We start from the raw sequence: 22,738 nt of genomic DNA, 5'->3' as shown, positions 1-22,738 counted from the left end.
TGACGATGCAGCGATCGAAAGGAAACAAGAAAAGATGACCATGAACCTCTCCGCGGCGTCCCCGTTGCTGCAGGACCTCCTGCGCAGCGGCTCGCCGCTCGTCAAGGAATGCATCCAGCTGTATGCGAGCAGCCCGCTGTTCCGGAACGCCGAGCCCGACGAGCTACTGATTCACGACGATCCTTACCGGCGTCCGGTGCGCACCGATGACCTGCCCTACCTCGACTTCTCGGGGCCGCTGCGGCGCGAGGACCTGACGAGCTACCCGGCGCTCGTCGCTCACCGGATGCTGCTCAACATCTACGAGGCCGATCTGCTGTTCTTGCCGAGGAACAACGGGGGCCGCGACTGGGAGGCATTCCGCGCCTTCTACGACGACCGCTCCCGGATCCTCGGGGAGATCATCCGCGGCACGCTCGAGGACCACGTCTTCGGCTTCTTGCGCGAGGAGGTCGAGACCTCCGGGCGGTGGTCCGCAGCAGCGCTGAGGGAGTATTTCCTCACCCTCGACGAGGAGGCCCAGCGGGCAGAGCCTACCGTGACCGAGGCGATCCTCCGCGCCAGCGGTCGCCGCAAGGCGGCGACCTTCTTTCTTCTGCAGCTCGCCAGCGACTACTTGTCCGAGGCTTCGGCGATGGGCCGTAACCTGCTCGGCGCCTACGGCGCGCCCCAGTCCGAGCTGTTCAAGATCCTCATCGACGAGTACGGCTACGGGGTCCACGGCAGCAAGCACAGCACGCTCTTCGAGGAGACGATGGCGAGCGTCGGGCTCGTACCCCAGATCCACACGTACTGGCAGTTGTACCTGAGCACGTCGCTCTCGCTGACCAACTACTTCCACTACGTGTCGCGGCACCACGCGCACTTCTTCAAGTACCTCGGCGCGCTCTACTACACCGAGGTGACCCTGGCCCACGCGTGCGCGCACCATGCGCGCATGCTGCGCGCGGTCTTCGGCGAGCAGGCGTGCACGCGCTATTTCGATGAGCACGTGCACATCGACAAGCACCACGGCCGCATGGTGTTCGACAAGCTGCTCGTGCCGGTGCTGGAGCGCTACGGGGACACGGTGGTTGAGGACATCGTGCGCGGTCACGAGGAGTTCCGCGCGCTCCAGGAGATCGCCGATCGGGACCTCATCGCCCAGATCGCCTGGACGGATCGCGTGGACGAGTATTCCGCGACGGCCCGGCGGCTCATCGACGAGATCGATCAGGGCAAGCACCGGTGGCCCAGCGACACCTTCGTCGAGTACCTGGACGAGCGCTCGACCACCCACGTCCACGACGAGCACCGGCTGCTCGTCATCGAGTCCGGCCAGATGAAGTTCTGGCCCGCCGGCGGCGAGCCGCTGATCCTGGGTCCTGGCGACACCACGATCATCCCGCGCCGCCGCCTGCACGGCTCGGTGATCCTGTCCGAGCGCTGCGTTTATCACCAGCCCGTGGTGCCGCACGACGTCATGACGGGCATCGGCCTGGCCGTCTAGAAGAGAGGCATCGTCGTGCTGCTCCGCTTCGATCTGGAGGAGTTCAATTACATCACCGGTGACTCGGCCGATTATTTCCTGCTGCGCACCGGCTCGCAGACGCTGATGGCGCCCGACCGCTGCCCACACCGCGGCGGGCCCCTGCACCAGGCCCAGCGCGAGGGCCAGGCGCTCGTCTGCCCGTGGCACGAGGCCCGCGTGCCGCTGAACGCCCTGCGGCGCCGCTCGCTCGCCCTCATCCGGCGGGGGTCTCAGGTCGCCGTGATCCTGGACGAACCGTCCGCCGGCGCGCCGCGCCTGATGCGCCGGTCGCTCATCGCCGACGCGGACCTGCACGGACCGCGGCGGAGCTCCCCGTGTCCGCGCAGCCTGAACAGAGAGATCCCTCATGATGAAGCTCGTTCTCCACGAGGATGCCGCTAGGCTCGGTATCCGTCACCCCGTCGCGTGCCTGATCCACCACGTCGAGGTGGTCCCCGGGCCGGCGAACGCCCTGGCGGGCGACATCGCACAGCTGATGGATCGGCTCGCGCAGGAAGGGGATCACCTCGCCGAGCGCCGGGAAGTCCAGGGTTACCGGACGTTGTTCGAGCGACTCGGGTATCCGCGCCAGGTGCCCGCGGGCGAGCGCCTCGTGGAGAGCTTCCGCAAGCGGGGGTTCCGATCGATCAACAACGTGGTGGACGCCTGCAACATCGCCAGCGCCACCGCCTGCGCGGGCCTCGGTTTACACGACGGGCGTCGGGTGCTCTCCGACGTGCATGTCCGTTGCGCTGCGGGGACCGAGCGCATCCGGCCCCTGTTCAGGGCCGAGCAGGCCGCCATTCCCGCAGGCGACCTGATCTACGATTGTGACGGTGCGGTGCTGGCCTGGCTCGGAAAGCGCGACGTGGACTCGGATGATTTCAAGATCGGCGAGGCCACCCGCACGGCGATCCTCCTGGCGCTGGGCAACGAGCAGACCGACGAGGCCCATGGCCGCGACGTTTGCCTGCATGCCCTCGACCTCATCCGCAAGACATGCAGGCAGGCGCGCGGACAACTCGTGCAGATCGAGGCGCGCTGACCCTCGGGGGCCGACGAAGCAGCGGAGTCGGTTCGGACCGCTGGTTCTGGGCGTGCCCTCGACCTGGCGTCCTCCGTCGCAACCTCGGCGCTCGACGCCCCTGCCCGCGCCGCGTACCCTCGCCTGGCGCCATCCGTCGCAACATTGGCGCCCGACGCCGCTGCCGGAGCGGCGCGCCGAGCCCATCCTTGCATCGATCCCGACGAGGCGCCGCGCGCCTCCCCGGGCTCGAACCCCCGCCGAGGTACGCCATGAGCCAGTTGCCCCGAGGCCCGCGCGGCCGACTTCTGACAACCTACCAGTTCGTCACCCGTCCGTTCGAGTTCCTGTCGCGGTGCGCCTCCACGTACGGGGATGTCTTCAACGTCCCCGTGGTCAGCGGTGACGTCGTGATCGCCGGAGGCCCCAGATCGGCGGAGGAAGTGTTGACGGCGCCGCCCGAGACGTTCCTTCCCTTCGCCACCAAGGCGATCGCGCCCCTCGTGGGGGAGCACTCGCTCCTCATGCTCTCGGGCGAGCGCCACAGGCGCGAGCGGAAGCTGCTGACGCCGCCGTTCCACGGCGATCGCATGCGCGCCTACGCGGCCGCGATGGCGGACACCGCCGCCCGCCGGCTCACCGAGGCGGCGCGCGCGCCCCGCGCCATCGCCCAGGAGTTCACGCAGGCGATCTCGCTCGACGTCATCATCCGCGCCGTCTTCGGCGTGGAGGAGCCGTCTCGAACGAGCGCGTTCGCTCGGGCCGTCGTCGCCATGACCGACGCGCTGACCCCGGCGCTGACCTTCCTGCCGCCCTTGCAGCGGGAGCTCGGCGGCTTCGGCCCCTACGCGCGCTTCCGCCGGCGCGTCGGCGACCTGGAGGCCCTGATCCGCGGGCAGATCGAGCGGGCGCGCGCGGCGCCGGGCGACGACATCCTGAGCCTCATGGTCTCGGCCCGTTACGACGACGGATCGAGCATGAGTGATCAGGCCATCTTCGACGAGCTCCGGACGCTCCTGTTTGCAGGACACGAGACCACGGCGCTCGCCCTCGCGTGGGCCCTCGATCATGTGCACCGCAACCCTGGCGTCCTCGCGCGCCTCCGCGACGAGATCGACGCCCTCGGCCCGGAGCCCGACCCCGAGCGACTCGCTGCCCTGCCCTACCTGGACGCCGTGTGCAAGGAGGCGCTGCGCATCTATCCGATCGTCACCGAGTCTCCGCGCCTCCTGGCGCAGCCGCTCCGCCTCGGCGAGCACGAGCTCCAGCCGGGAACGGGGGTGGCGCCCTGCATCCTGCTCGTGCACCACCACCCCGAGCTCTACCCCGAGCCGTCCCGGTTCAGGCCAGAGCGCTTCCTGGAGCGCAAATTCTCCCCGTTCGAGTACCTGCCCTTCGGCGGCGGACACCGCCGCTGCATCGGCGCGGCCTTCGCGATGTTCGAGATGAAGATCGTGCTCGGCGTGGCGCTGTCAGCATGGGAGTTCGGCCTGCTCGACGAGCGTCCGCCCCGCCCCGTGCGCCGCAATCTGACGCTGAGCCCGTCGGGCGGCGTCCCGGTCGTCGTGCACGCCCGCAGCCGCAGCCGCCTCCATGCCGCCGCCTGATCCTGGCGCGAGGAGGCGCAGAGGAAGCCCCAGCACGGGAACGCGCCGCCGTGGATGCCACGACTCAGCGGACATGGAGGAGAGGGAGAAGATCACGACATAAAACCTCCCTGCTCTCAGCGCTTCGGCGATCGTCGGGGGTGGTTCTGGAATAGAGGGGCTCCCCCGCTTGCCGAATCGCCCCCATGCTGAGACGTCTCCTCCGCTCGACCGCCGCCTCCTCTCCCTGTGCATCTCCATCTGGATCGGTCGTGCCGATCGGCGCGGCGGTGGATGCCCATCGGCAGCGCCCCCTGGGCCCATCGCATCCTGCGCGGCCACTCACCCGGCTCGGATGGGCTGCCGCTCTGCTCCTGGCGGCGCCCTCGTGTGAATCGGTCACCCCCTCGGTATCGGCGCGCCCCTCCGCAGCGGCGCAAGCGCGGCTGGAGCTACACGCCGGCGATACCGACGTCTGGGCCTTCAGCGCGCGCATCCACGGCGCCCTCGCCGGGGCGGGCACGCTGGAGCGCTGCGCGATCCGGGTGGGCGGCGACGTGTTCCCCGCGGCGATCGAGCAGCAGCGGTTCTTCGCGGACATCCCGCTGATCGAGGGCGAGAACGAGATCGTCGCGCGCTGCCGGGAGGCGAGCGCGGGCGACCTGGACTCCCCGCCCGTCACCTACCGCGTCCGGCTGGAGGACACGCCGCGCGCCCGCGCCCGCGCTGAGCTGGCCGGCGGAAAGCTCGTCCTCCACGCGACGAGCAGCGAGCCCAGCGAGCGCTCGCGCGCCGAGATCGTCGCCTTCGACTGGTTCCGCCTGCGCGGCGGCGCGGCGCCGGAGCCGCTCGGGCAGGGCGCTCGCCTCGAGCTGCCGGCGCCCGAGGCCGGCGGTCAGGCGCTGTACGAGCTCAGGGTGCGCGACGAGCGCGGCCGAGGCGACGCCGCGCGTGTCGCGCCGCCGCTCGAAGCCGCCTCTGGCGCGACCGCACCGGCGTGGATCGACGACGCCGTCCTCTACGGCGTCGTGCCGCCGTTCTTCGGCGATCCGCCGCTCCAGAGCGTCCGCGCCGCCCTCCCCGCGATCGAGCAGCTCGGCGTCACGGCGATCTGGCTATCTCCCATCTTCGCCGCGCCCGAGGGCGACTTCGGGTATGCCGTCACCGACTACTTCCGCGTGCGCCCCGACTACGGGACCGAGCAAGATCTCCGCGAGCTCGTGGACGACGCGCACCGGCGCGGCCTGCGCGTGCTGCTCGACCTCGTGCCCAACCACACCTCGGCCGAGCACCCGTATTTCCGGGAAGCCGAACGGCGCATGAACCGCGCCCACACCTTCGGCTTTTATGATCGCGACGACGGCGGGGAGCCGACGCATTACTTCGACTGGGAGCACCTGCCGAACCTGAACTACGACAGCGCCGAGGTGGCGCGCTGGATGCTCGAGGCGTCGCTGCACTGGGTGCGCCGGTTCGACATCGATGGCTATCGCGTCGACGCCGCGTGGGGCATCAAGCAGCGGCGCGGCGAGCTCTGGTCCCCCTGGGCTGCCGAGCTCCGGCGCGTGAGCCCGCACCTCGCGCTGATCGCCGAGGCCTCGGCGCGCGATCCGTACTACCTGCAGCACGGGTTCGATGCGGCGTATGACTGGACCGAGGAGCTCGGACACTGGGCCTGGAAAGACGTGTTCAGCGCGCCGCGGGGCGTCGCGGCCCGGCTCGGCTCGGCGCTCGCCGCCACCGCGGCGCGCGCCGCGCGCCCCGAGCGCACGCTCAGGTTCATCAACAACAACGACACCGGCGCGCGCTTCGTCACCCGCCACGGTCCGGGGCTGACGCGCGTCGCTGCGGCGGCGCTGCTGACCCTGCCGGGGATCCCGTGCGTCTACACGTTCGACGAGCTCGGCGCCGAGTACGAGCCGTACGGCGGCCTCGCCCCGGTCTCACGGCCCCCGCGCGGCCAGCTGGCGCAGCATTACGAGCAGCTGATCCGGCTCAGGCGCGGTGTCGCGGCGCTCCGGTCGCCGGGGCACCACACGGTGCACGCCGGGGGGCCCGACGACGAGGTCTTCGCCTATGTCAGGCACAGCGACGACGCGTCTCGCTTCGCGCTCGTGGTCCTGAATTTCAGCGAGCGATCGGTCAAGAAGCGGCTCAGCCTCCCGGAGCCGTTCGCCGCCCACGCGCGAGGCGGCCTGCGCGACGCGCTGAGCGGCGCCGGCGCGCACCTCCGGGCCGGCTCCCTCGCGCTGGACCTCGCGCCCTGGGACGTCCGCGTCCTCGTGCCGCGGTAGGACGAGCCCTGCGCGGCGGCGAGGGCTGCACCCACCACAAACATCTGTTATAACGGACAAACATCCAATGTTTGCTCGGGCAGCGAGGCGCCCCTGCTGGGGCGCTCAGCATCGCCGATACATGCAGTAAAATTCAACACTTGGCGCTCAACTCACCCGTGCGAGGCGACGGTGGTCGCCCGACGTGAGGAGGATGATTTTCATGGCTCAGGAGCAATGGTCCGCCGTCGATCGCTACCTCACCGATCTGCTCGTGCCGTCCGACGCCGCGCTCGATGCGGCGCTCGCGGCCAGCGCCGCGGCCGGCCTGCCGCCGATCAACGTCTCGCCGAACCAGGGCAAGCTGCTGCATCTCCTGGCGCAGATCCGGGGAGCGCGAACCATCCTGGAGATCGGCACGCTCGGGGGTTACAGCACGATCTGGCTCGCGCGGGCGCTGCCCGCCCGCGGCCGCCTGATCACGCTGGAGTCGGAGCCGAAGCACGCCGAGGTCGCCCGCGCGAACCTCGATCGCGCCGGGCTGGCCGACATCGTCGAGCTGCGCCTGGGGCGAGCGCTGGACACGCTGCCCAAGCTCGCCGCGGAGGGCCGCGGCCCGTTCGACTTCATCTTCATCGACGCCGACAAGCCGAGCAATCCCGACTACTTCGCGTGGGCGCTCAAGCTCTCCCGCCGCGGCAGCGTCATCGTGATCGACAACGTCGTGCGCAAGGGGGCGGTCATCGACCCCGAGAGCGCCGATCCCAGCGTCCAGGGGGTGCGCCGCCTGAACAAGCTGCTCGCCGCCGAGCGACGCGTGAGCGCGACGGCGATCCAGACCGTGGGCAGCAAGGGATACGACGGCCTCGCCATCGTCCTTGTCACGGAGGATCCGTAGCCGCAGCGGCCGAGCGTCTGCCGGGCGCTCCTCGCGCCCTCCCGCGCCGGCCCACAAAAAACAGAGCGCCCATTCGACGGCGGGGGGGGGAAGCCGTCACGGGCGCTCTGCCATGGTTACTTAGCAGGACCCGGGCCAGGGCTTCTCCGTACTTGTTTCAAGGACTTACCCATCAGGAGGTCCCTGAAAGCTTTCGATCCTGAGATGATCGCTTGCAAACCTGACGGATGCGCTCGCGTCGCGGCCTCCAGGGCCGTGCGGCGGCGGTCCAGCGCGATCACAGCTCGTCGTCGTCGCTGGGATCGACGTCTTCTGTCGCCTCGGCTTCGGGCTCGCCCTCGGCGGCCAGCTTCTCGAAGGCCACGGCTGCCCGCTCCGGGCGAAGGCGCTCCGTGCGCGGAGCCACCCACAGCGCTGGATGCCTCATCGTGGATAGGACGGATGTCGCTGAGAATCTCGGATTTTAACGCAAAGGCGCAAAGGCGCGAAGACGCAAAAAAGCGGAAAGAGAATGGGGCATTCATCAAGTGGTCAATGGATAACAAGAATAGAACTAAATGCCCCTCTCGTGTCTTTTTGCGCCTTTGCGCCTTTGCGCCTTTGCGTTCAATTCTCCGGTCTCCAGCTGCGCGTCGACGCGTCCGCGCACAGCCTGTGCGACGACGATCCGGGAGCAGACGATGCGTCCGACGGATGCCCTCGAGGCATCGCTCAGAAATGCGATGCGGTAAGGCGCCCCGCGGATGCCCACAGGTCGTTCCGTGCTTGCTCGGCCCGCGCGCCCACAGATTCTGTGGGGGAGCCATAAAAAAAGAGCGCCCATTCGACGGCGGGGGGGGAAGCCGTCACGGGCGCTCTGTCCTGGTTACTTAGCAGGACATGGGCCAGGGTCTTTCCGCACCATTTTCAAGGACTTACCCGTAAGGAAGCCCCTGAAGCTTTCGATCCTGAGATCGCCGCTTGCAGACCTGACGGATGCACTCACGCCGCGGCCCCAGGGCCGTGCGGCGGCGGTCCAGCGCGATCACGGCTCGTCGTCGTCCGGATCGACGTCTTCCGCCGCCTCGGCTCCCGGCTCGCCCTCCTCTGCCGCCTCGGCATCGGGCTCCCCCTCGTCCGCCGCGCCCTCGTCTGCCGTGCCGGCCTCGCCTTCGGAGGGCGCGCTCGACCGTGGGCAGGTAGCGCTCGAGCTCACGCGCTTCAGCCGCCTTGGTCTCCTGTTCCTTCGAGAGGCTCGTCAATAGACGATGCCACGCGCGTCCCTCGCCTGGACGCTCCAAGTATCGTCGATAATCGTCACGAAGTTGCCGAGCCTGCGCACGTCCGCCTGGACCGCGTCCTCGAAGTCCTCGTCGCCGCGCGCCCCCTCGATGTCCTTGTGAGCGTAGAGCTTCTGACCATCGACCCAGAACTGGATCTAGCGGCTCATGCGGCTAATCCGGGAACGTCGTCAGTGCGCAGTAGAGGACCCATTCAAAATCGCTCCCGCTGCTTGCCTTCTTCGAGCATACGTCCTTCTGGTCGGGGTCGAGCCTCCATCGCGATCCGCAAAACGCCTCCTTCGCCTCTTGGCTTGATGTCGTCAAGGTGAGGCAGATCAATTGACGATCGACGCGCGGCACGTCATGAAAATCCAGCTCATCCGATGCGGTGGCTGTGGCCTCTGACGTGTTCATGTCATCCAAGATGACCGCGTCAGGCTCTTCGCCTACATCCTCCGTCGCCATGGCACATGAGGAACAAACGGGCGATAGCAAGAGGGCGGCGATCAGCCTGTGTGTCGTGGCTTCCATGAGTGAAGATTGCTGCGATTTGTAGACCACGATCGAGCGCGCATGGACGATGCACCGGCGTTCGCTGATCCATGCTGGGCATCATGGATGAGCTCCGACGTCCGACCGATGCGCCGATCCCGACGTCCAGAGGGTGCGCCGCCTGGCACCGAGCGGACGGCACCTGACTGGGACCTCATGGGATCACCTGCTCGACGTGAATCTGACAGGGAAGCTCCTCGCCGCGAGCTGGTCGAGCCTCACTCGGCGTAGACGGCCACCGTCGCGGTGCACGAGGTGTTGCCGACGCATCCGGCGCGGAAGGTGTAGTAGTCCGAGAGCGCCGCGACGTGCGTCGTCTTCGGCATCTCGGAGCAGCCGATCGTCTCGGCGGAGTCCACCGCGACCTGAACGCCATTGCGATCGAAGAGGCGAATGTACGACATCCCCGATCGGCTCGCCCCGTAGAGCACCGCCGAGCAGGTGCCGAAGGAGATCGTCTCTCCGGCGTTGAAGAAATACGCCTGGTCGACATAGTTGGTCGTGGCGTAGTTCGTGCTGCTCCTCGAGTACGAGAAGGTGCCTTTGCCACGCGCGATCGCCACCGTCCCGCTGCACGAGGAGAAGCCGTCACAGCCGGCCCGGATCTGGAAGGGCCAGCCCGTCGACGACGTCGTATAGCGGATCTGCGCCGAGATCGAGCCCGAGGGGCCGTCGTTCGCCGAGGCCACCTCCACGGGCACCCCGGAGCTCAGGTCGAACAGGCGGAGGAACGTGTCGCCCGAGGAGCTGGCGCCGACGATGCCAGTCGTGCCGATCATCACGCGCCGGTTCGGGTTGATGTTGAGGTTGAAGTTGGCAGTGTTCACGGTGGCGTTGTTGGTCGCGCTCCGGCTGAAGGAGAAGACCGATATCGCCTCCTCCGCCTCGCCCACGGCCTCGCTCTGCTCCTCATCGCTGGACGCCTCGACCGCGCAACCGGCCGAGAGCGTCATCGTGAAGGCCAAGAGGACTTGTCCAAACCGACGGGTGTTCATGGTCGTTCTTCGCTGCCTTTCTTTGAGGTCGCGCGGGCGCGTGAGCGGATCTCGCGGGCGCGCGCGTGCGGGGACTCGGTCCATTCCTGCGCGGGCGGAGCGCGCGGTCGCGTCAGGGGACGCGACATCGAGAGGTGTCGCGTGGCCTGCGCGGTCGCTCGATCGGATTCAGCGCACCGCCAAGCACAGCCGTAGCAAAGCCCTTGCCTGGCACAGGGAGAGCTCCTGCACCCCATTTTGGGGCGGTGCTCGAGCCTCCTGGGTGGACGCGAGGCTCGCGCTGGCGCTCGGACCCGCCAGCAGTGGAGGCTCTTCCCTCCACCTCGGCGCGGCGACGAAGCTGCACCTGACGTGCAGAAGTAGCAGAGATTCCGTCAACACACAGGAGAGGAGCTCGGACCGTACGCCAGGGCGAGGAAGGAAGCGCCGAAGCGCTGCCCGCCGCGCAAGCCGAACGCGCGGGTGGACAACGCGATCACCCGACCAGCAGACGAAGGTAGTCCTCGAGCTGCTCGAGCGTGCCCGGGGAAGCGCGCCATCCGATGTAGCCGTCCGGGCGGACCAGCACGAGCGCATCGCCATCAACGCCATAGCCAGCGCGCGCGTGCCCGTCCGTGTCGACGAGGGCGCGCCGGCCCCCTGGCTCCCCCGGCTGCACCACGGCGCGCGCGTGCACGGCGGAGCCGTACCGGGCGTTCGCCCGGGCGACCGTGTCGCCATGAGCCGCGCCTAAGGCGAGCAGCGTGAAGTGCGGGCCGCGGAACACATCGAACAGGCGGACGGGCGCGCCCTCGGCGTCATGGCAGGGCGCATCGGGCGCTCGGTCCCCCGCGAGGACGCGCGCCGGCGCGCCGTGCTCGTCGAGGGCCTCGTCACGGACCAGCGAGCTCCCGCGGTAGCTGATGTCGAGCTGCTGCGTCTCCGGGCCGCGCCGCTGCTCGCCTGGGCTTCCCTCCGCGGTCCGGCGATGCAGCCTCGAGGTGAGGCCGAGCATCGCCGCGGCGACCGGCAGCCGCTCCTCCTCGTAGGTGTCTAGCAGCGCCGCGGGCGCTCCCGCCAGCACCTGGCCGAGCTTCCAGCCGAGGTTGTAGGCGTCCTGGACGCCGGTGTTCAGGCCCTGCCCGCCGGCCGCGGGGTGCACGTGCGCGGCGTCGCCGGCCAGGAACACCCGGCCGACCCGGTACCGGTCCACCATCCGCACGCTGGGCCGGTAGAGCGACAGCCAGCTCGCGTCGTGCAGCCAGACATCCGAGCGGCCGGTCCGCTCGTGGAACAGCCTCTGGACGGCCTCCACCGTCAGCTCGGGCGCCTCGTCGCCATCGATCGGAATCAGGATCTGGAAGCGCTCTGTGCCGGGCAGCGGGCACAGCGCGACCGGTCCGCCGCGCGCTTTCGGCCAGGCGTGCCAGCGCTCGCGGTCCAGCCCGTCGGCGCGGACGTCGCCCACGAGCGCCCGGTCCGCCTCCAGCGCCTCCCCCTGAAAGCCGACGCCGAGCGCGCGCCGCACAAAGCTACGCCCCCCGTCCGCGCCAACGAGGTAAGCGGCGCGGACCTGCTCCGTCTCGCCCGCGCGAACCAGCGTGGCGGTCACGCCGTCGCCGTCCTGCTCGAAGCCAGCCAGCTCGGTCGCGAGCTCGACACGGACGCCGTGATCCGCGAGCCGGGCGCGCAGGATCTCCTCCGTCCGCCATTGCCCGAGGAGCAGGATGTTCGGATAGGGCACGTCCGGCGTCGGCGCGCGGCGCTCGAACATGGCCCAGTCGCCGAGCACCGCGCCGCCGTCGTAGGCGCGGATCAGCGGGTAAGGGGCTCCGGCGGCCATCGCCGCGTCGATCACCCCGAGATCGTCGAGGACCTCGAGGGTGCGCGGCTGCACGCCTTTCCCGCGAGAGCCGGCGAAATGGGCTGGCGACTTGTCGACGATCCGGCACGCCACGCCACGGCGGGCCAGGTCGCACGCGAGGGTCAGGCCGGTGGGCCCTGCCCCCGCGATGAGGACATGCGTGCTCAGCGACGGATTCATTGGCTGTCTCCTGTCAGGTGAAGTCACCCCATCTTGGAAGCTGTCGCTTGCCTCGTCAGCTTGTGTTCTGCCAGCATGGTTCCATGCGCAAGCGGGACGCCGTCACGCCGCGGAAACAGCCGACGCAGGACCGGTCGCGGGCGACGGTCGAGGCGATCCTGCAGGCGACCGCTTACATTCTGGTCCGGGACGGGTACGCGCGGCTGACGACGAACCGCGTGGCCCAGCGGGCCGGGGTGAACGTCGCGTCGCTCTACCAGTTCTTTCCGGGCAAGGAGGCGCTGGTGGCCGAGCTCCACCGCCGGCACATCGAGCAGGGCCGCGCAGCCGCGGCCGCGGTGCTCGCCGCGCATCAAGGGCAGTCGCCCGATCGGGTGATCCGGACGATCGTGGAGGCCGGCATCGCCGCCCACGCCGTGGAGCCCGAGTTGCACCGCGTGTTCCTGGAGCAGATGCCGCGCATCAGGGCGACCCGGTCCGCGGCGAGCGAGGGCTTCCTGCGCGAGGAGGCAAAGCAGCTCCTCTCGGCGTGGGGTTGCCCGGCGCCGGACGTGGAGCTCGCGTGGTGGATGATGCAGACCGCGGCGCACGCGGTCGTGCATCAGGCGATCGTCGAGCGGCCCGACGACGTGCGCTCCGGCGCGCTGGCCGAGGAGCTCGTGCGGCTGCTCGAGCGCTACCTGCGCGGGATGCAGACCCGAGGGCCCGGCGCCGGCGCGGGGCGGGAGGACACGTGATCTCGTCGAGAGCGCCGAGAGCCGCTGTCCCGCGCGACCTCCGCCCGTTCAGCCGGGCGTGGCGATCGCGTCGTAGCCGCGGTCGCTGAACTCAAGGAGGCAGATGCCGTGGCCAAAGGGATCGGCGAGGCGGAGCATGCGCCCCCACGCCACCACCTCGATATCGGCTTCGGGGACCGCGCCTGCCTCCAGCGCGCGACGCGCGGCGGCCTCGAGATCGTCGACAACGAAATCGAGGTGGACCGGCGTCCAGTGGCGCCGGTAGTCGCGCGGGGACGCGCCGGCGGCTGGCTCGCTGCCGGCCGGCTTCAGCAGGAGGTAGATGGGGGCCGCCGCGCCGAGGAGCTCGACCCCGGAAGCGCCAAAGCGCCGCCCGACACGCAAGCCGAACGCACGCGTGTAGAACGCGATGGCAGGATCGAGCGCCGGTACATCGATGTTGACGAGCAGGTCGGACATGCGATGAGGGTAGCAGCAGGGCACGTCGCGACCTACAGCGGGGAGCAGGTTCGTGCGCTACGGGCTCATCCGCGTCGTTCGGCTCGCTGCGGCGTACTTTCGTACGCCTCACTCGCCTGCCTAGCGGCTGAGCCCGTATCACACGAACCTGCTCCCCGCTGTAGCATCCGGTTCACGGCCGCCCCTCGGGTTGCTCGGCGTTCGGAGAGCGCGCCGGCGACCTCGTGCGGATGTTTCACTCGTCTTCGCTCAGGTTGGTGCCTCGTCCAGGGCCGCCTCCGCGACCTCGGCGGAATACAGCTCAGCGAGCGCGGCGAAACCAGGCTGACACGCCTCCATCAACGCGCGTCGCTCTGCGGGCGCGAGCTCGGTGAAGCGCGAGCGCGCCGGACGCACGATGCCCGCCATGCGTTCGATCCAGGCGTCATCGGCGTCGACGCCGATGAACTCCATCAGGCGAGCGATGGTCGGGCGCGGCGCTCGACCGAAGTCCTCGTAACGAAGCGTCAACAGCCGCCCGGGCGCGACGCCCGAGAGCTCGTCCAGCCCGGTCACGATCTCGCCGGACCAGTAATGACCGCACAGCGGCAGCGGCGTCTCGTAGCGCAGGAAGGCCTCGCGATCGAAGCGCTCGGGCAGGAATGGGAGCAGTTCCTCGGGCACGTCGTCCACGTAGGCGCGGTCCCTCGATTCCCACGGGTCGACGCCGAGGATCTCGGTCAACTGAACCGCGATCAAGGCCATGCGAAACCCGAGGTGACGGCTCATCGAGATCGCGCAGGTGCGGCCGTCGCGGACCAGATGTACGAAACGCGCCTCGGGAAAGGTCTTGATCAGCCGGCGAACCAGCCGCAGCGAGCCCCCGGAACGTTCGATCCACGTTCGCTTGCCGAAGCGGTGCGCGAGAAAGCCGAACACCTGCTGATAGTGCTGGCCGACCGCCGCCGCCGGCAGGGTGGCGACGAAGCGCTCGAGGTCGTCGAGCAGCGCCTCCGGTTCGTCGCACAGATGAGGAAGCGCGGTCTCCAGGATGGCCGGCACGCCCGGTACGCCGCCGAAACATGGGAGCGCCGCCGGCCGATACAGCACCTCGTCCATCATGACGTCGTGGCGCCGCATCGTCGCCAGCTTGGGCTGGATGCCCGCGACGATCCGCCAGAGCTCGTCCGCGCCGATCGGATGGTCCGGAAAACACATCGAGATCCGTCCACCGAGGTCGGTGGCCAGCGAGAAGAACTCGGAGATGCTCAGCAGGTCCGGATGCCGGCGCACGAGGTTCGACAGCATGGTCGACCCACAACGCCCCGTCCCCACGATGAAGAGCGGCCCCAGCGCGCCCATGTCAGCGTGCCACCGGGAGGTTCTTGCGGGTCTCTTCGAGGACCTGAAAGTACCACTGGCAGAGCGCCACGAGGGGCACCTCGGTATACGCAAAACGCTCGCACCCCCGGAGCGCCGCGTCCGTCCGGATTCGCTCGAAATGCTTGTGACCGATGATGTACGAGCCGTAGAAGTCCATCCGCTTGTCGAGCTGCTGATCGAGCCAGGAGAGGTCGTCACGCCGGTCGATGAAGATGGGCGCGTGCATACCGAGCATCTCGAACATCGCGCGCACCGACGCGCCGGTCTTCCATGGGAATGGATGCGTCAGATGAAACACACCCTCGCATGCGTCCTGGAGGGCGATCGCGACGGCCTCCTGGACGACGGCATCGACCGGAACGAGGTTCAGGTCGCCATCCGGGTCGACCCTCATCCGCACGGGGGATCGCGAGAGCAAGCCCTTCTGGGTGCGCTCGATCATCCCCCGGAATTGCACGAGCTGGCGAAAGAAACCATAACAGCCCGAAAACGAGGTCGCCCCCAGCGTGCGGCTGTGCCCCACGACGATGCTGGGGCGAAAGATACGAACGCGCCCGTTCGCCCAGGAGGTGACGAGCGTCTCGGCGTCGATCTTGCTTTGCTCGTAGTGGTTGTTGGTCGCGTTGCCGCGGCTCTGCACCTCGGGGATCGACCCCGTCGCTCGCCCTGCAACGTACGCCGTGCTGATGTAATTGAACGTCCCCGCCCCGAGCTGCCCCGCGAGGGCGAGGACGCGGCGGGTACCTTCGACGTTGGTCGCCCTGATGACGTCCACGTGACGATTCTCGTATTGCAGCGATGCGGCCACATGCCACACCTGCGCGACGCGAACACCGATCGGCTCGCGGATGCCGCAATCTTCCTCGACGACGTCACCGGCGACGACACGGCACCTGTCGAGCTTCGCGAGCACATCGGTCGCTTCGTAGAGCCTTGCAGCATGGTGGATGGACTGGCGGAACCTCTCGACCGCCCCGGTGTCGCCGGGTCGGACCAGCGCCACGATGTCGTCATCGGTCCGCCCCAGCAGCTCCAGGACGAGCGCGGCGCCGACAAACCCGGTCGCCCCGGTCACGAGATGCGCTTCCTTCATGGCGGAGAGGGAGCGTATCGCGTGGCCAAGGCGAGCGGAAGGGCCCCTCTCCTCAAGCCGTCATCGCGCTCTGGGCCGCTCCGTCCGGGCGCCCTGCCAGGAGCAACCTCGACGCCGGCCGCACGATCTCCTCGATCGCGCGCGCGGCGGCCTCGCCGCGCGCCGCGGCGCCGAACCGCCCGTGTGCCGCGAGCTGCGCACCTCCTGCGCTATCGCCTCCTTCGAGCTCCGCGCGCCCGAGCCCCGCGAACACCTCTTCCACCGCCACGCGCACGCGCTCGCCGCCCGCGCGGATCGCCCACGCCACCGTGCCCCACGCGAGCTCCGCGTGCCGCGCTTCGTCCGCGGCGATGATCGCGAGCGCGCTCCGCACCGCCGGGTCCTCCGCGGCGCCGAGCTCCTCGGCCGCGACCACCGCTGCGATGGTCTCGCCGATGCAGCCCTCCTTCGCGGCGCGCGCCGCGATCGACGCGAGGTCTGCCTCGACCTCCACCCGCCCGTCGAAGGGAAACGCGCCCGGCGCGATCGCTTCGCCCGCATAGGCGCTCGCGAGGGCGAAGCACAGGCGCGCGTGGCGGGCCTCGTCGAGCGCCGCGCGGTGCGCCTCCTCCACCAGATCGGCCGGCGCGCCCGCGGCGAGCAGCTCGAGCGCGAAGCGGCCGAACGAGGCCACGGACGCGTGCTCGAAGAGCGCGTCGCGCGTCCACGCCGCGGCCAGCGCCGCCCGCAGGTCCTCGGTGAGATGATCGATCCGCGGCGCCACGGCCTCCGCCGCGCCCCACCCGGCGCTGCCGCGGGCGCGGACGAACGGCGCTGTCCGCGCCGCCTCCTCGACGAGGTACGGGCGCCCCTCGCACATCGGGATGAAGTACACCTGATAGCAGCACTGGCCGTCCTGCAAGGCTCCATCGCTCTTCATGCTGTGAGATCCGAAGCCGGTCTGATTGAGGATCTCCTGCGCTTCCGGCCGCGAGGGGCACGCGACAGGCTCGCTCCCGCCGGCACCTCCGCCGCCCCCGGCTCCCCCCTCGCCGCCAGCATCTCCGAGGCTGCTCGCATCGTCCTGCGGCCACGCAAAGCAGGCCACCTTGGAGATGGGCTCGGGATCCTCGGGACAGCTGCTATAGGTGCTGGTGCAGCCGGCCGCGCCACCCACAGCGGGGAGCGCGAGCAGGGCGAACAGGCGATGGGCAAGCGTGCGGCGGAAGGCATGTGCGGTGTTCATCGGGGACCTCGTGAAGAAGGAGTCGGCCTGGGCGCACGCCCATGCAGGACGAATGCCTATCCCGTATTCATGCGGAATGCGGGTCCACGCACCGGCAGGGCATGATCGGGCAGTCATGGACGGGGTGGGCGGCCCGAAGGCCGGCGCTGCGCCCGGTTCGGGCTCCTTCTCTCCTGCTCACGCGGTGCTTCAACACCACGAGACGACCGCTTGAAAGCCGTACATCCCGAGCGAGCTGGGTGCTGCGCTGGGTTCAGCCAGATTCGCCCCGAGGTTGCGGGGGCATCGTCTGGCGAGGTACGCTTTATCCCTCAGCAACGCTGCGCACGCGGATGCGCCTCGACATCATGCCTTAACGGGAGGCGATGAGGCTCGAGCTCGCCCGCACGTCACGCCCTCTCGGCGCGGCCCCTCGCGCGGATGCAGTCGAGCAGCGCGTCCCGCAGCCCGTTGCGCGTGGGAACGCGCGAGAGGTCCACGCCGAGCGCGACGATCGTCCTCGCCACCTCCGGCCGGATGCCCGAAAGCACCCCCTGCGCGCCGAGCAGGCGCACGGCGTCGAGCATCTTCATCAGGTGGCTCGCGACCGCGCTGTCGATGATATCGACCCCGGTCAGGTCGACGATCACATGGGTGGAGCCGCTCCCGACCACGGCGTCGAGCAAGGCTTGCGTGATCTGATCGGCCCGCTCCCGGTCGACGAAGCCCACCATTGGCAGGATGAGCACCCCGTCCCACACCTGGATGATCGGCGTGGAGAGCGTGCGAATCACCTCCGCCTGCGCCTCGATGACACGCAGCTTCTCGGCGAGCGTCTCGTCCGCGAGCACTCGCTCTGTGACGTCGATGATGTAGCCACCGAGCGCGAGCACCTTGCCGTCCTCGTCGTGGACGCCGCAGCCCTGCTCGTACATCCACCGCTCGTCGCCGCGGGCAGTCCTGATCCGGTAACGCAGCGTGAACGGCTGGCGCACCGCGAGCGCGGCCTGCACCTCGTCCCATACCCGCCGTTGATCGTCGGGGTGGATCAGGTGCCCGAACATCACCCGGTGCTGGACATAGTCTTCTGACGAGTAGCCGGTGAGCTGCTCGCACCCGGCGGTGATGAAATCCAGCGGCCAGTCCGGCTCGTTACGGCACCGGTAGACCATCCCGTTCAGGCTGCCGAACACCGACGAAAGGAAGCGCTCGCGCTCGCGCGACACGCGCTCGGACTCATGGAGGTCGTTCACATCGTGCAGGATCACGTGAACGATCCCCTCGCCGGCGGGCGCCGCGGCGCTCCAGTCCATCCAGCGCGCCCCGGCGCTCGGCGGCTGAAGGCGCGCGCGCCACGTGCGCGCCTCCTCCCCCTGCCCTAGCTCCCCGAGGCACGCCTCGACCCGCCGGCGATCCTCGATGTGCACCAGCTCGGCGATGTGGACGTCCTGCACGCGCTCGCGGCCGACGCCCGCCACGCGCGCCAGCGCGGGGTTGGCCCTCGCGATCGAGCCATCAGGGCGCAGGAGCGCCTGCGGTGCGGGATGGATCGTGAAGCAACTTTCGGTAAACCCGGAGGAGAGCACCGATAGAACCTATACCAGGAAGCGCCGGCTGGGAGCCCCTTGCGCGCAGCGCCCCGCGCGTCGATCTGCCCTCTGGATCTGTCTGTCTCCCGCCCACACGTCGGCTTTACGCCCTCTCGCGGATAGGGCACGTCCCTTTCCATGGAGGAGCCTCAAACCCCGACCGACGCGCAGCCCCCCGCCCCCGAGCCCGAACCGCCGGAGTCGCTCGCGGCGCTCGTGCCGAAGCGCAGGCTCTGGCCGGTCTTCGCGGTGCTCGGCCTCGTGATCGCGGCGGCGGGCCTCCTCGCCTTCCGCTCGATGACGGCGACCGATCCGCTGCGCATCCTCGTGGCGATCGATCTCGACGGGACCTGGTGGGAAGGGTCGCAGCCCGCGGCGAGGCTCGCCGATGAGCTCGGCGAGCACCTCGCGGAGCTCGGGTTCGATCCCGTGAAGGGCGGCGACCCGAAGGTGATGAAGGCGCTGGAGAGCGCCAGGGACCCGAAGGAGGCCGCGAAGGCGCTCGGCGCCGGCTTCATCATCGAGGCGCACCTCGCGCCCGAGATCGTGGAGCACCCGATCAAGGAGGGTTACTTCGAGCTCCGGGTCGACGCGCCGGTGACGCTCACGTTCCTCGACAAGGGCACATCGACCGAGGGACGGATCCGCGGCTACTCCGGGGCGACGAAGAAGGACCGCGCGATGGCGCTGCTCGCGAACTCCATGGCGTCCCAGGCGCTCGACGCGGTGATCGCGCAGCTCATGGACCACCCCTCGGTGCGCGAGATCACGGAGGGCTCGGACATCAAGCTGCTGGAGCGGCTGGCGTCGGCGCGGAGGTTCGTGAAGGACCGCGCCGCGAACCTCGACCGGGCCGCCGGCGCGTACGCCGCCCGCGCGAAGGAGGTCGAGGCCGAGGAGCAGGGGCGCGTGACGTTCCTGTCGCCCCAGGCGGCGGAGGACCTGCTCGTCGGCACGGCCGAGGGCGGGTATTTCGTCAAGACGGCCGATGTCTCGGTGTTCCACTCGGTGAGGTCCAGGGACCTCGCCCGCAGCGAAGCGCTGGAGACGGTCGAGTGGCGGCCGCTCGATCGGCCGGCCGTCCCGACGGCGGATCCCGGCGCGGTCAAGCCGATGTGGAGGGGCTATCACGTGTACTCGTATCCGTCGTCGCAGCGCGACGGCGACCGGGTCGCGCTGGTAGAGGACTTCTTCGGCTGGGCGAAGACGATCACGGTCGTCGACCGATCCGGGCAGAGCAAGCGCGTGCGCGTCGATCCGGAGCACCGCTTCGTCGACCCGAAGCTCGCCCCCGGCGGCAGGTTCGTGGCGGTCTACGATCGCCCCGAGGCGGGCGCGCAGGCCGATCTGATGGTGCTCGACACCGACGGCGGCAAGGAGGTGTTCGGCTTCCACACCGAGAATCAGTCGCTCGGCGGGTTCGCGTGGCTCGACGAGACGAGGCTCGCCTTCGTCTATGTGCCCGACGCGTCGGAGGGCGACGCGCCGCACCTCGCGGTGGTCGACGTGGGCAAGCAACCGCTGTCGATCGAGCGCCCGTTCCGCGCGAAGCCCGGGGAGGATCTGCGCAACCCGGCGGCATCGAACGACGGGACGAAGATCGTGTGCGTCGTCGACGGCGACGAGCCGGGGATCGCGGTCATCGACACGGCGACGTGGCGCCGAAAGGTCTACGCGGCCCCGGGCGGCGCTTCGTGGCCCGCGTTTTCGCCCGACGCCGCGCGCATCGCGTTCGAGACGAGGGGCGCGGGCGGTACGGACATCGCGGTGCTGGCGCTCTCCACGGGCGAGATCAAGAAGCTGACGGTGGGCTCCGCGACGGAGCGGGTGCCGCGGTTCTCCGCCGATGGGAAGCGCGTGCTGTTCGAGGTGCGGTACCGCGACCCGGTGTTCCCGCAGAAGCGGTCGATCTCGCGCATCGCGAGCGCGGCGGTCGAGCCGTGAGCGCGCCCCTCCTCCCTCCGCAGCACGGCGCCGGCGCTCCGCAGAACGCCAGCGCCCCGCCGCAGGACGGCAGCGCTCCTCCCCGCGAGGAGAGCGCCGCGACTGCGATGTTTTACCGCATGTCGGCCGAGCGCCTCCGCGTGCGCTGCCTGTGGAGCGGCCTCGCGCTCGCGCTGTCGGCGCTGGTGCCGTACGAGGTCGCCTATGGCCACGGTGTCTTCGTGTGGAGCGTGCTCCCCGAGCTCGCGCCCGCCGCCCAGGTCGCCGCGCTCGCGCCCGCGATCGCCGGCCTGTGGCTGCTCTTCCTCGGCGCGCGCACCGAGCGGCGCGCGGGCCTGCTCATCGAGCGGCCGACGTCGCGCGCGATCGCCGTGCTCGCGGCGTTCGTGGCCGTGAACGTCGCCGTGTGGATCGGCCGCCGGAGCTCCGCGTGGGACATGCTGCCGCTGCCGGACAGCCTGCTGACGCGGCCGGCCCCGTTCCTCGCGGTCTTCGCGTTCACCGCGGCGGGCGTGGTGCTGCGCTTCCACGCGCGGGCGCGCAGGGGCGGCAGCGCCCTGCTCGTCGCCTCGGTCGCCGCGGCGCTCGTCTTCTATCTGTGGCCGTCCCGCGGCGAGATCCCCGCGCAGACGATCGCGCGCGCGGCCGTGCTCGTCGCGACGCTGCCCGACGCCCGCTTCCAGCTCGGCTACGGCATGGTCCTGCTCTTCGTGCTCGGCCCGCTCGCGATCGCCCTGCTGGGCCTCGCCTACGTGCGCCGCGTACCCCGGCGCGAGCACCCGGGCCTCGCGATCGCGGCCGTGTGGGCCATGCCCGGCCTCATGCTGCTCTTCGTGTACCGCGCGTTCCTCTCGGGCGGCTGGGGCGTCGAGGCGGGCGCCGTCGCTTTCTTCGCGCTCCTGCTCGCCGCGGTCGTGGCGGCGCTCGCCTCCGCGATCGAGGTGCTCGCGCTCGGCGTGATGGTGCCCGAAGCCGAGCTGGAACCGGGCATCGGGGCCAGCGCGGGCGGCGCCCGGCCGATCGTGGCGGCAGGCGCGGCCGCGGCCTCGGTCGCCGCGCTGCTGGGCGCGCTGCTCGTGCTAGGCCGCCCCGCGCCGAAGGGCGTCGACTGGAGGCTCGGCGCGTCCACGGCCGAATGGGACAAGGTGTACGGCGAGCTCGTGCCGAGCTGGGAGCGCGCGCGCATCGCCCGCGACGCGCACGCGCGCGACGCGCAGGGCACGGGCGCGGAGGCGCAGGTGCTGACCAAGGCGCGCAGCCGCGAGATGCTCGCGGTCGCCAGGGCGCAGCCCGACGGCAAGGACGTCGCCGCGGCGCTCGCGACGCTGGCCGGTCAGGTGGACGATCTCGAGCTCTCCGGCCGCGCGTTCGGCCGGCTCGTCGCCGAGGCCAACGACGCCGCGCGACGCGCCGGCCTCGGGTACTACCTTGACGCGTCCGTCCACCTCGGCGTCTCGGCCGACGGCGCCACGCGGCGTTTCTACACCACGCCTTACCGGGTGAAGGAGGTCCACGCCTACCGCGTCGGCGACGACCGCTTCGCGACGCTCCTCGTGGAGCCGATGACGGGCGAGCGCCGCGTCCACCTCGGCTTCTCGCGCGACCAGGATCCCTTCGCGCTCGTCCTCGGCTCCGAGGTCCGGTCCTATGCCGAGCGGTTCGATCAGGAGGGCGCGACGTGCCACGCGGCGGCGGGCGCCGCGGCCGGCGCCAACGCCGGCGCCCTCGCGCGCTGCGACGCGGCGCTCGCCAAGCTGCGCGAGCGCCTTGGCTCCACGCTGGAGCGAGCCGTGCTCGCCGGCACCGAGCGGCACGAGCTCCAGCACCAGATCGACGGCCCTCACCTGCCCCTCCCGCCCGCGGTGACCGAGCTGCTCGCCGGCTTCTCCGACGAGGCGCAGGACCGCGTGAGCCGCGAGCTCTCCGCGTACATCGCCGAGATGACGGCCGGCGACGCGCCGCCGCAGCTCACGCTCGTGCACCTGTTCCCCTTCGGCGTCGTGGCGCGCGGCGGCGCCGAGCACCGGGTGGCCACGCTCGTCCTCGAGACGCTCTCCGGGAAGAAGCTGCGCTTCGGCGCGCGGGAGGTCGATCCCGAGACGTACGCGCAGGCGTTCGAGGAGCAGGTCAGCCGCGGCGACGACGAGCTGCGCGAGGCCGCGCGGCGGGGCTACCGCGAGCACTTCGGGGTCGATCTGCAGAAGCCCGCGCGGGAGTGACCGCCCCC

Annotated in this window: 19 protein-coding genes; 9 read left to right on the top strand and 10 right to left on the bottom strand. The window is 70.2% G+C overall.

Annotated elements, in window-relative coordinates; genetic code table 11:
- Positions 1 to 34: 34 nt before the first annotated feature.
- From WME79_RS17465 to WME79_RS17440, 6 genes are all read left to right on the top strand, one after another.
- Positions 35 to 1,489, top strand: coding sequence for an iron-containing redox enzyme family protein (locus WME79_RS17465; RefSeq protein ID WP_437536957.1), 1,455 nt, complete (start codon positions 35 to 37; stop codon positions 1,487 to 1,489).
- Positions 1,490 to 1,504: 15 nt separating this feature from the next.
- Entirely contained in the window at positions 1,505 to 1,912 is a 408-nt protein-coding gene (locus WME79_RS17460; RefSeq protein WP_437536954.1) for a Rieske 2Fe-2S domain-containing protein, read from the top strand.
- Entirely contained in the window at positions 1,878 to 2,555 is a 678-nt protein-coding gene (locus WME79_RS17455) for a phenylalanine--tRNA ligase beta subunit-related protein (protein ID WP_437536952.1), read from the top strand. Before WME79_RS17460 ends, WME79_RS17455 begins: the two co-directional genes overlap by 35 nt.
- Before the next feature lie 251 nt (positions 2,556 to 2,806).
- The gene (locus WME79_RS17450) at positions 2,807 to 4,141 is read left to right on the top strand and encodes a cytochrome P450 (RefSeq protein ID WP_437536949.1); all 1,335 of its coding nucleotides are present in this window, start codon (positions 2,807 to 2,809) and stop codon (positions 4,139 to 4,141) included.
- A 251-nt stretch (positions 4,142 to 4,392) separates the two neighbouring features.
- Positions 4,393 to 6,414, top strand: a complete 2,022-nt coding sequence (locus tag WME79_RS17445) for an alpha-amylase family glycosyl hydrolase (protein ID WP_437536946.1) — start codon at positions 4,393 to 4,395, stop codon at positions 6,412 to 6,414.
- A 202-nt stretch (positions 6,415 to 6,616) separates the two neighbouring features.
- On the top strand, positions 6,617 to 7,291 hold the full coding sequence (locus tag WME79_RS17440) for an O-methyltransferase (protein WP_437536943.1): 675 nt from the start codon (positions 6,617 to 6,619) through the stop codon (positions 7,289 to 7,291).
- Between the two features lie 277 nt (positions 7,292 to 7,568).
- Here WME79_RS17440 and WME79_RS17435 read toward each other — a convergent pair whose 3' ends face one another.
- The 5 genes from WME79_RS17435 to WME79_RS17415 form a co-directional block, all read right to left on the bottom strand.
- Complete coding sequence (locus WME79_RS17435) at positions 7,569 to 7,697, bottom strand: hypothetical protein (protein WP_437536940.1); 129 nt, start codon at positions 7,695 to 7,697, stop codon at positions 7,569 to 7,571.
- A 618-nt stretch (positions 7,698 to 8,315) separates the two neighbouring features.
- Positions 8,316 to 8,486 carry a hypothetical protein gene (locus tag WME79_RS17430; protein WP_437536938.1) on the bottom strand — a complete coding sequence of 57 codons (171 nt, stop codon included), beginning with the start codon at positions 8,484 to 8,486 and terminating at the stop codon, positions 8,316 to 8,318.
- Positions 8,487 to 8,724: 238 nt separating this feature from the next.
- Positions 8,725 to 9,114 (bottom strand): hypothetical protein, encoded by a 390-nt coding sequence (locus WME79_RS17425; RefSeq protein ID WP_437536935.1) that lies wholly within the window; start codon positions 9,112 to 9,114, stop codon positions 8,725 to 8,727.
- A gap of 209 nt (positions 9,115 to 9,323) precedes the next feature.
- On the bottom strand, positions 9,324 to 10,100 hold the full coding sequence (locus WME79_RS17420; protein WP_437536933.1) for a hypothetical protein: 777 nt from the start codon (positions 10,098 to 10,100) through the stop codon (positions 9,324 to 9,326).
- Between the two features lie 475 nt (positions 10,101 to 10,575).
- Entirely contained in the window at positions 10,576 to 12,123 is a 1,548-nt protein-coding gene (locus WME79_RS17415) for an FAD-dependent oxidoreductase (protein ID WP_437536931.1), read from the bottom strand.
- An 83-nt stretch (positions 12,124 to 12,206) separates the two neighbouring features.
- Between WME79_RS17415 and WME79_RS17410 the strand changes: the two genes are divergently transcribed.
- A complete protein-coding gene (locus WME79_RS17410; protein ID WP_437536928.1) occupies positions 12,207 to 12,860 on the top strand; it encodes a TetR/AcrR family transcriptional regulator in 654 nt (217 codons plus the stop codon).
- 48 nt (positions 12,861 to 12,908) lie between these two features.
- On the opposite strand, the gene WME79_RS17405 is transcribed toward WME79_RS17410, so the two are convergent.
- The 5 genes from WME79_RS17405 to WME79_RS17385 all read right to left on the bottom strand — a co-directional run bounded on the left by WME79_RS17405 (position 12,909) and on the right by WME79_RS17385 (position 18,564).
- Entirely contained in the window at positions 12,909 to 13,319 is a 411-nt protein-coding gene (locus tag WME79_RS17405) for a VOC family protein (RefSeq protein WP_437536925.1), read from the bottom strand.
- 249 nt (positions 13,320 to 13,568) lie between these two features.
- Complete coding sequence (locus tag WME79_RS17400; RefSeq protein WP_437536922.1) at positions 13,569 to 14,660, bottom strand: sulfotransferase family protein; 1,092 nt, start codon at positions 14,658 to 14,660, stop codon at positions 13,569 to 13,571.
- A 1-nt stretch (position 14,661) separates the two neighbouring features.
- On the bottom strand, positions 14,662 to 15,774 hold the full coding sequence (locus WME79_RS17395) for an SDR family oxidoreductase (protein WP_437536919.1): 1,113 nt from the start codon (positions 15,772 to 15,774) through the stop codon (positions 14,662 to 14,664).
- Positions 15,775 to 15,826: 52 nt separating this feature from the next.
- The gene (locus WME79_RS17390) at positions 15,827 to 16,999 is read right to left on the bottom strand and encodes a ferritin-like domain-containing protein (RefSeq protein WP_437536916.1); all 1,173 of its coding nucleotides are present in this window, start codon (positions 16,997 to 16,999) and stop codon (positions 15,827 to 15,829) included.
- Between the two features lie 389 nt (positions 17,000 to 17,388).
- Positions 17,389 to 18,564 (bottom strand): PAS domain-containing protein, encoded by a 1,176-nt coding sequence (locus WME79_RS17385; RefSeq protein WP_437536913.1) that lies wholly within the window; start codon positions 18,562 to 18,564, stop codon positions 17,389 to 17,391.
- Between the two features lie 141 nt (positions 18,565 to 18,705).
- Between WME79_RS17385 and WME79_RS17380 the strand changes: the two genes are divergently transcribed.
- Positions 18,706 to 20,511 (top strand): hypothetical protein, encoded by a 1,806-nt coding sequence (locus tag WME79_RS17380; protein ID WP_437536910.1) that lies wholly within the window; start codon positions 18,706 to 18,708, stop codon positions 20,509 to 20,511.
- Positions 20,508 to 22,730, top strand: coding sequence for a hypothetical protein (locus WME79_RS17375; RefSeq protein WP_437536907.1), 2,223 nt, complete (start codon positions 20,508 to 20,510; stop codon positions 22,728 to 22,730). Before WME79_RS17380 ends, WME79_RS17375 begins: the two co-directional genes overlap by 4 nt.
- The last annotated feature ends 8 nt before the right edge of the window (positions 22,731 to 22,738 follow it).

The sequence above is a fragment of the Sorangium sp. So ce726 genome (assembly GCF_051521405.1).
In the GTDB taxonomy this organism is placed as follows: Bacteria; Myxococcota_A; Polyangia; order Polyangiales; family Polyangiaceae; genus Sorangium.
Note: the sequence above shows the minus strand (reverse complement) of the source record. Positions and strands in the feature narration are given on the sequence as shown.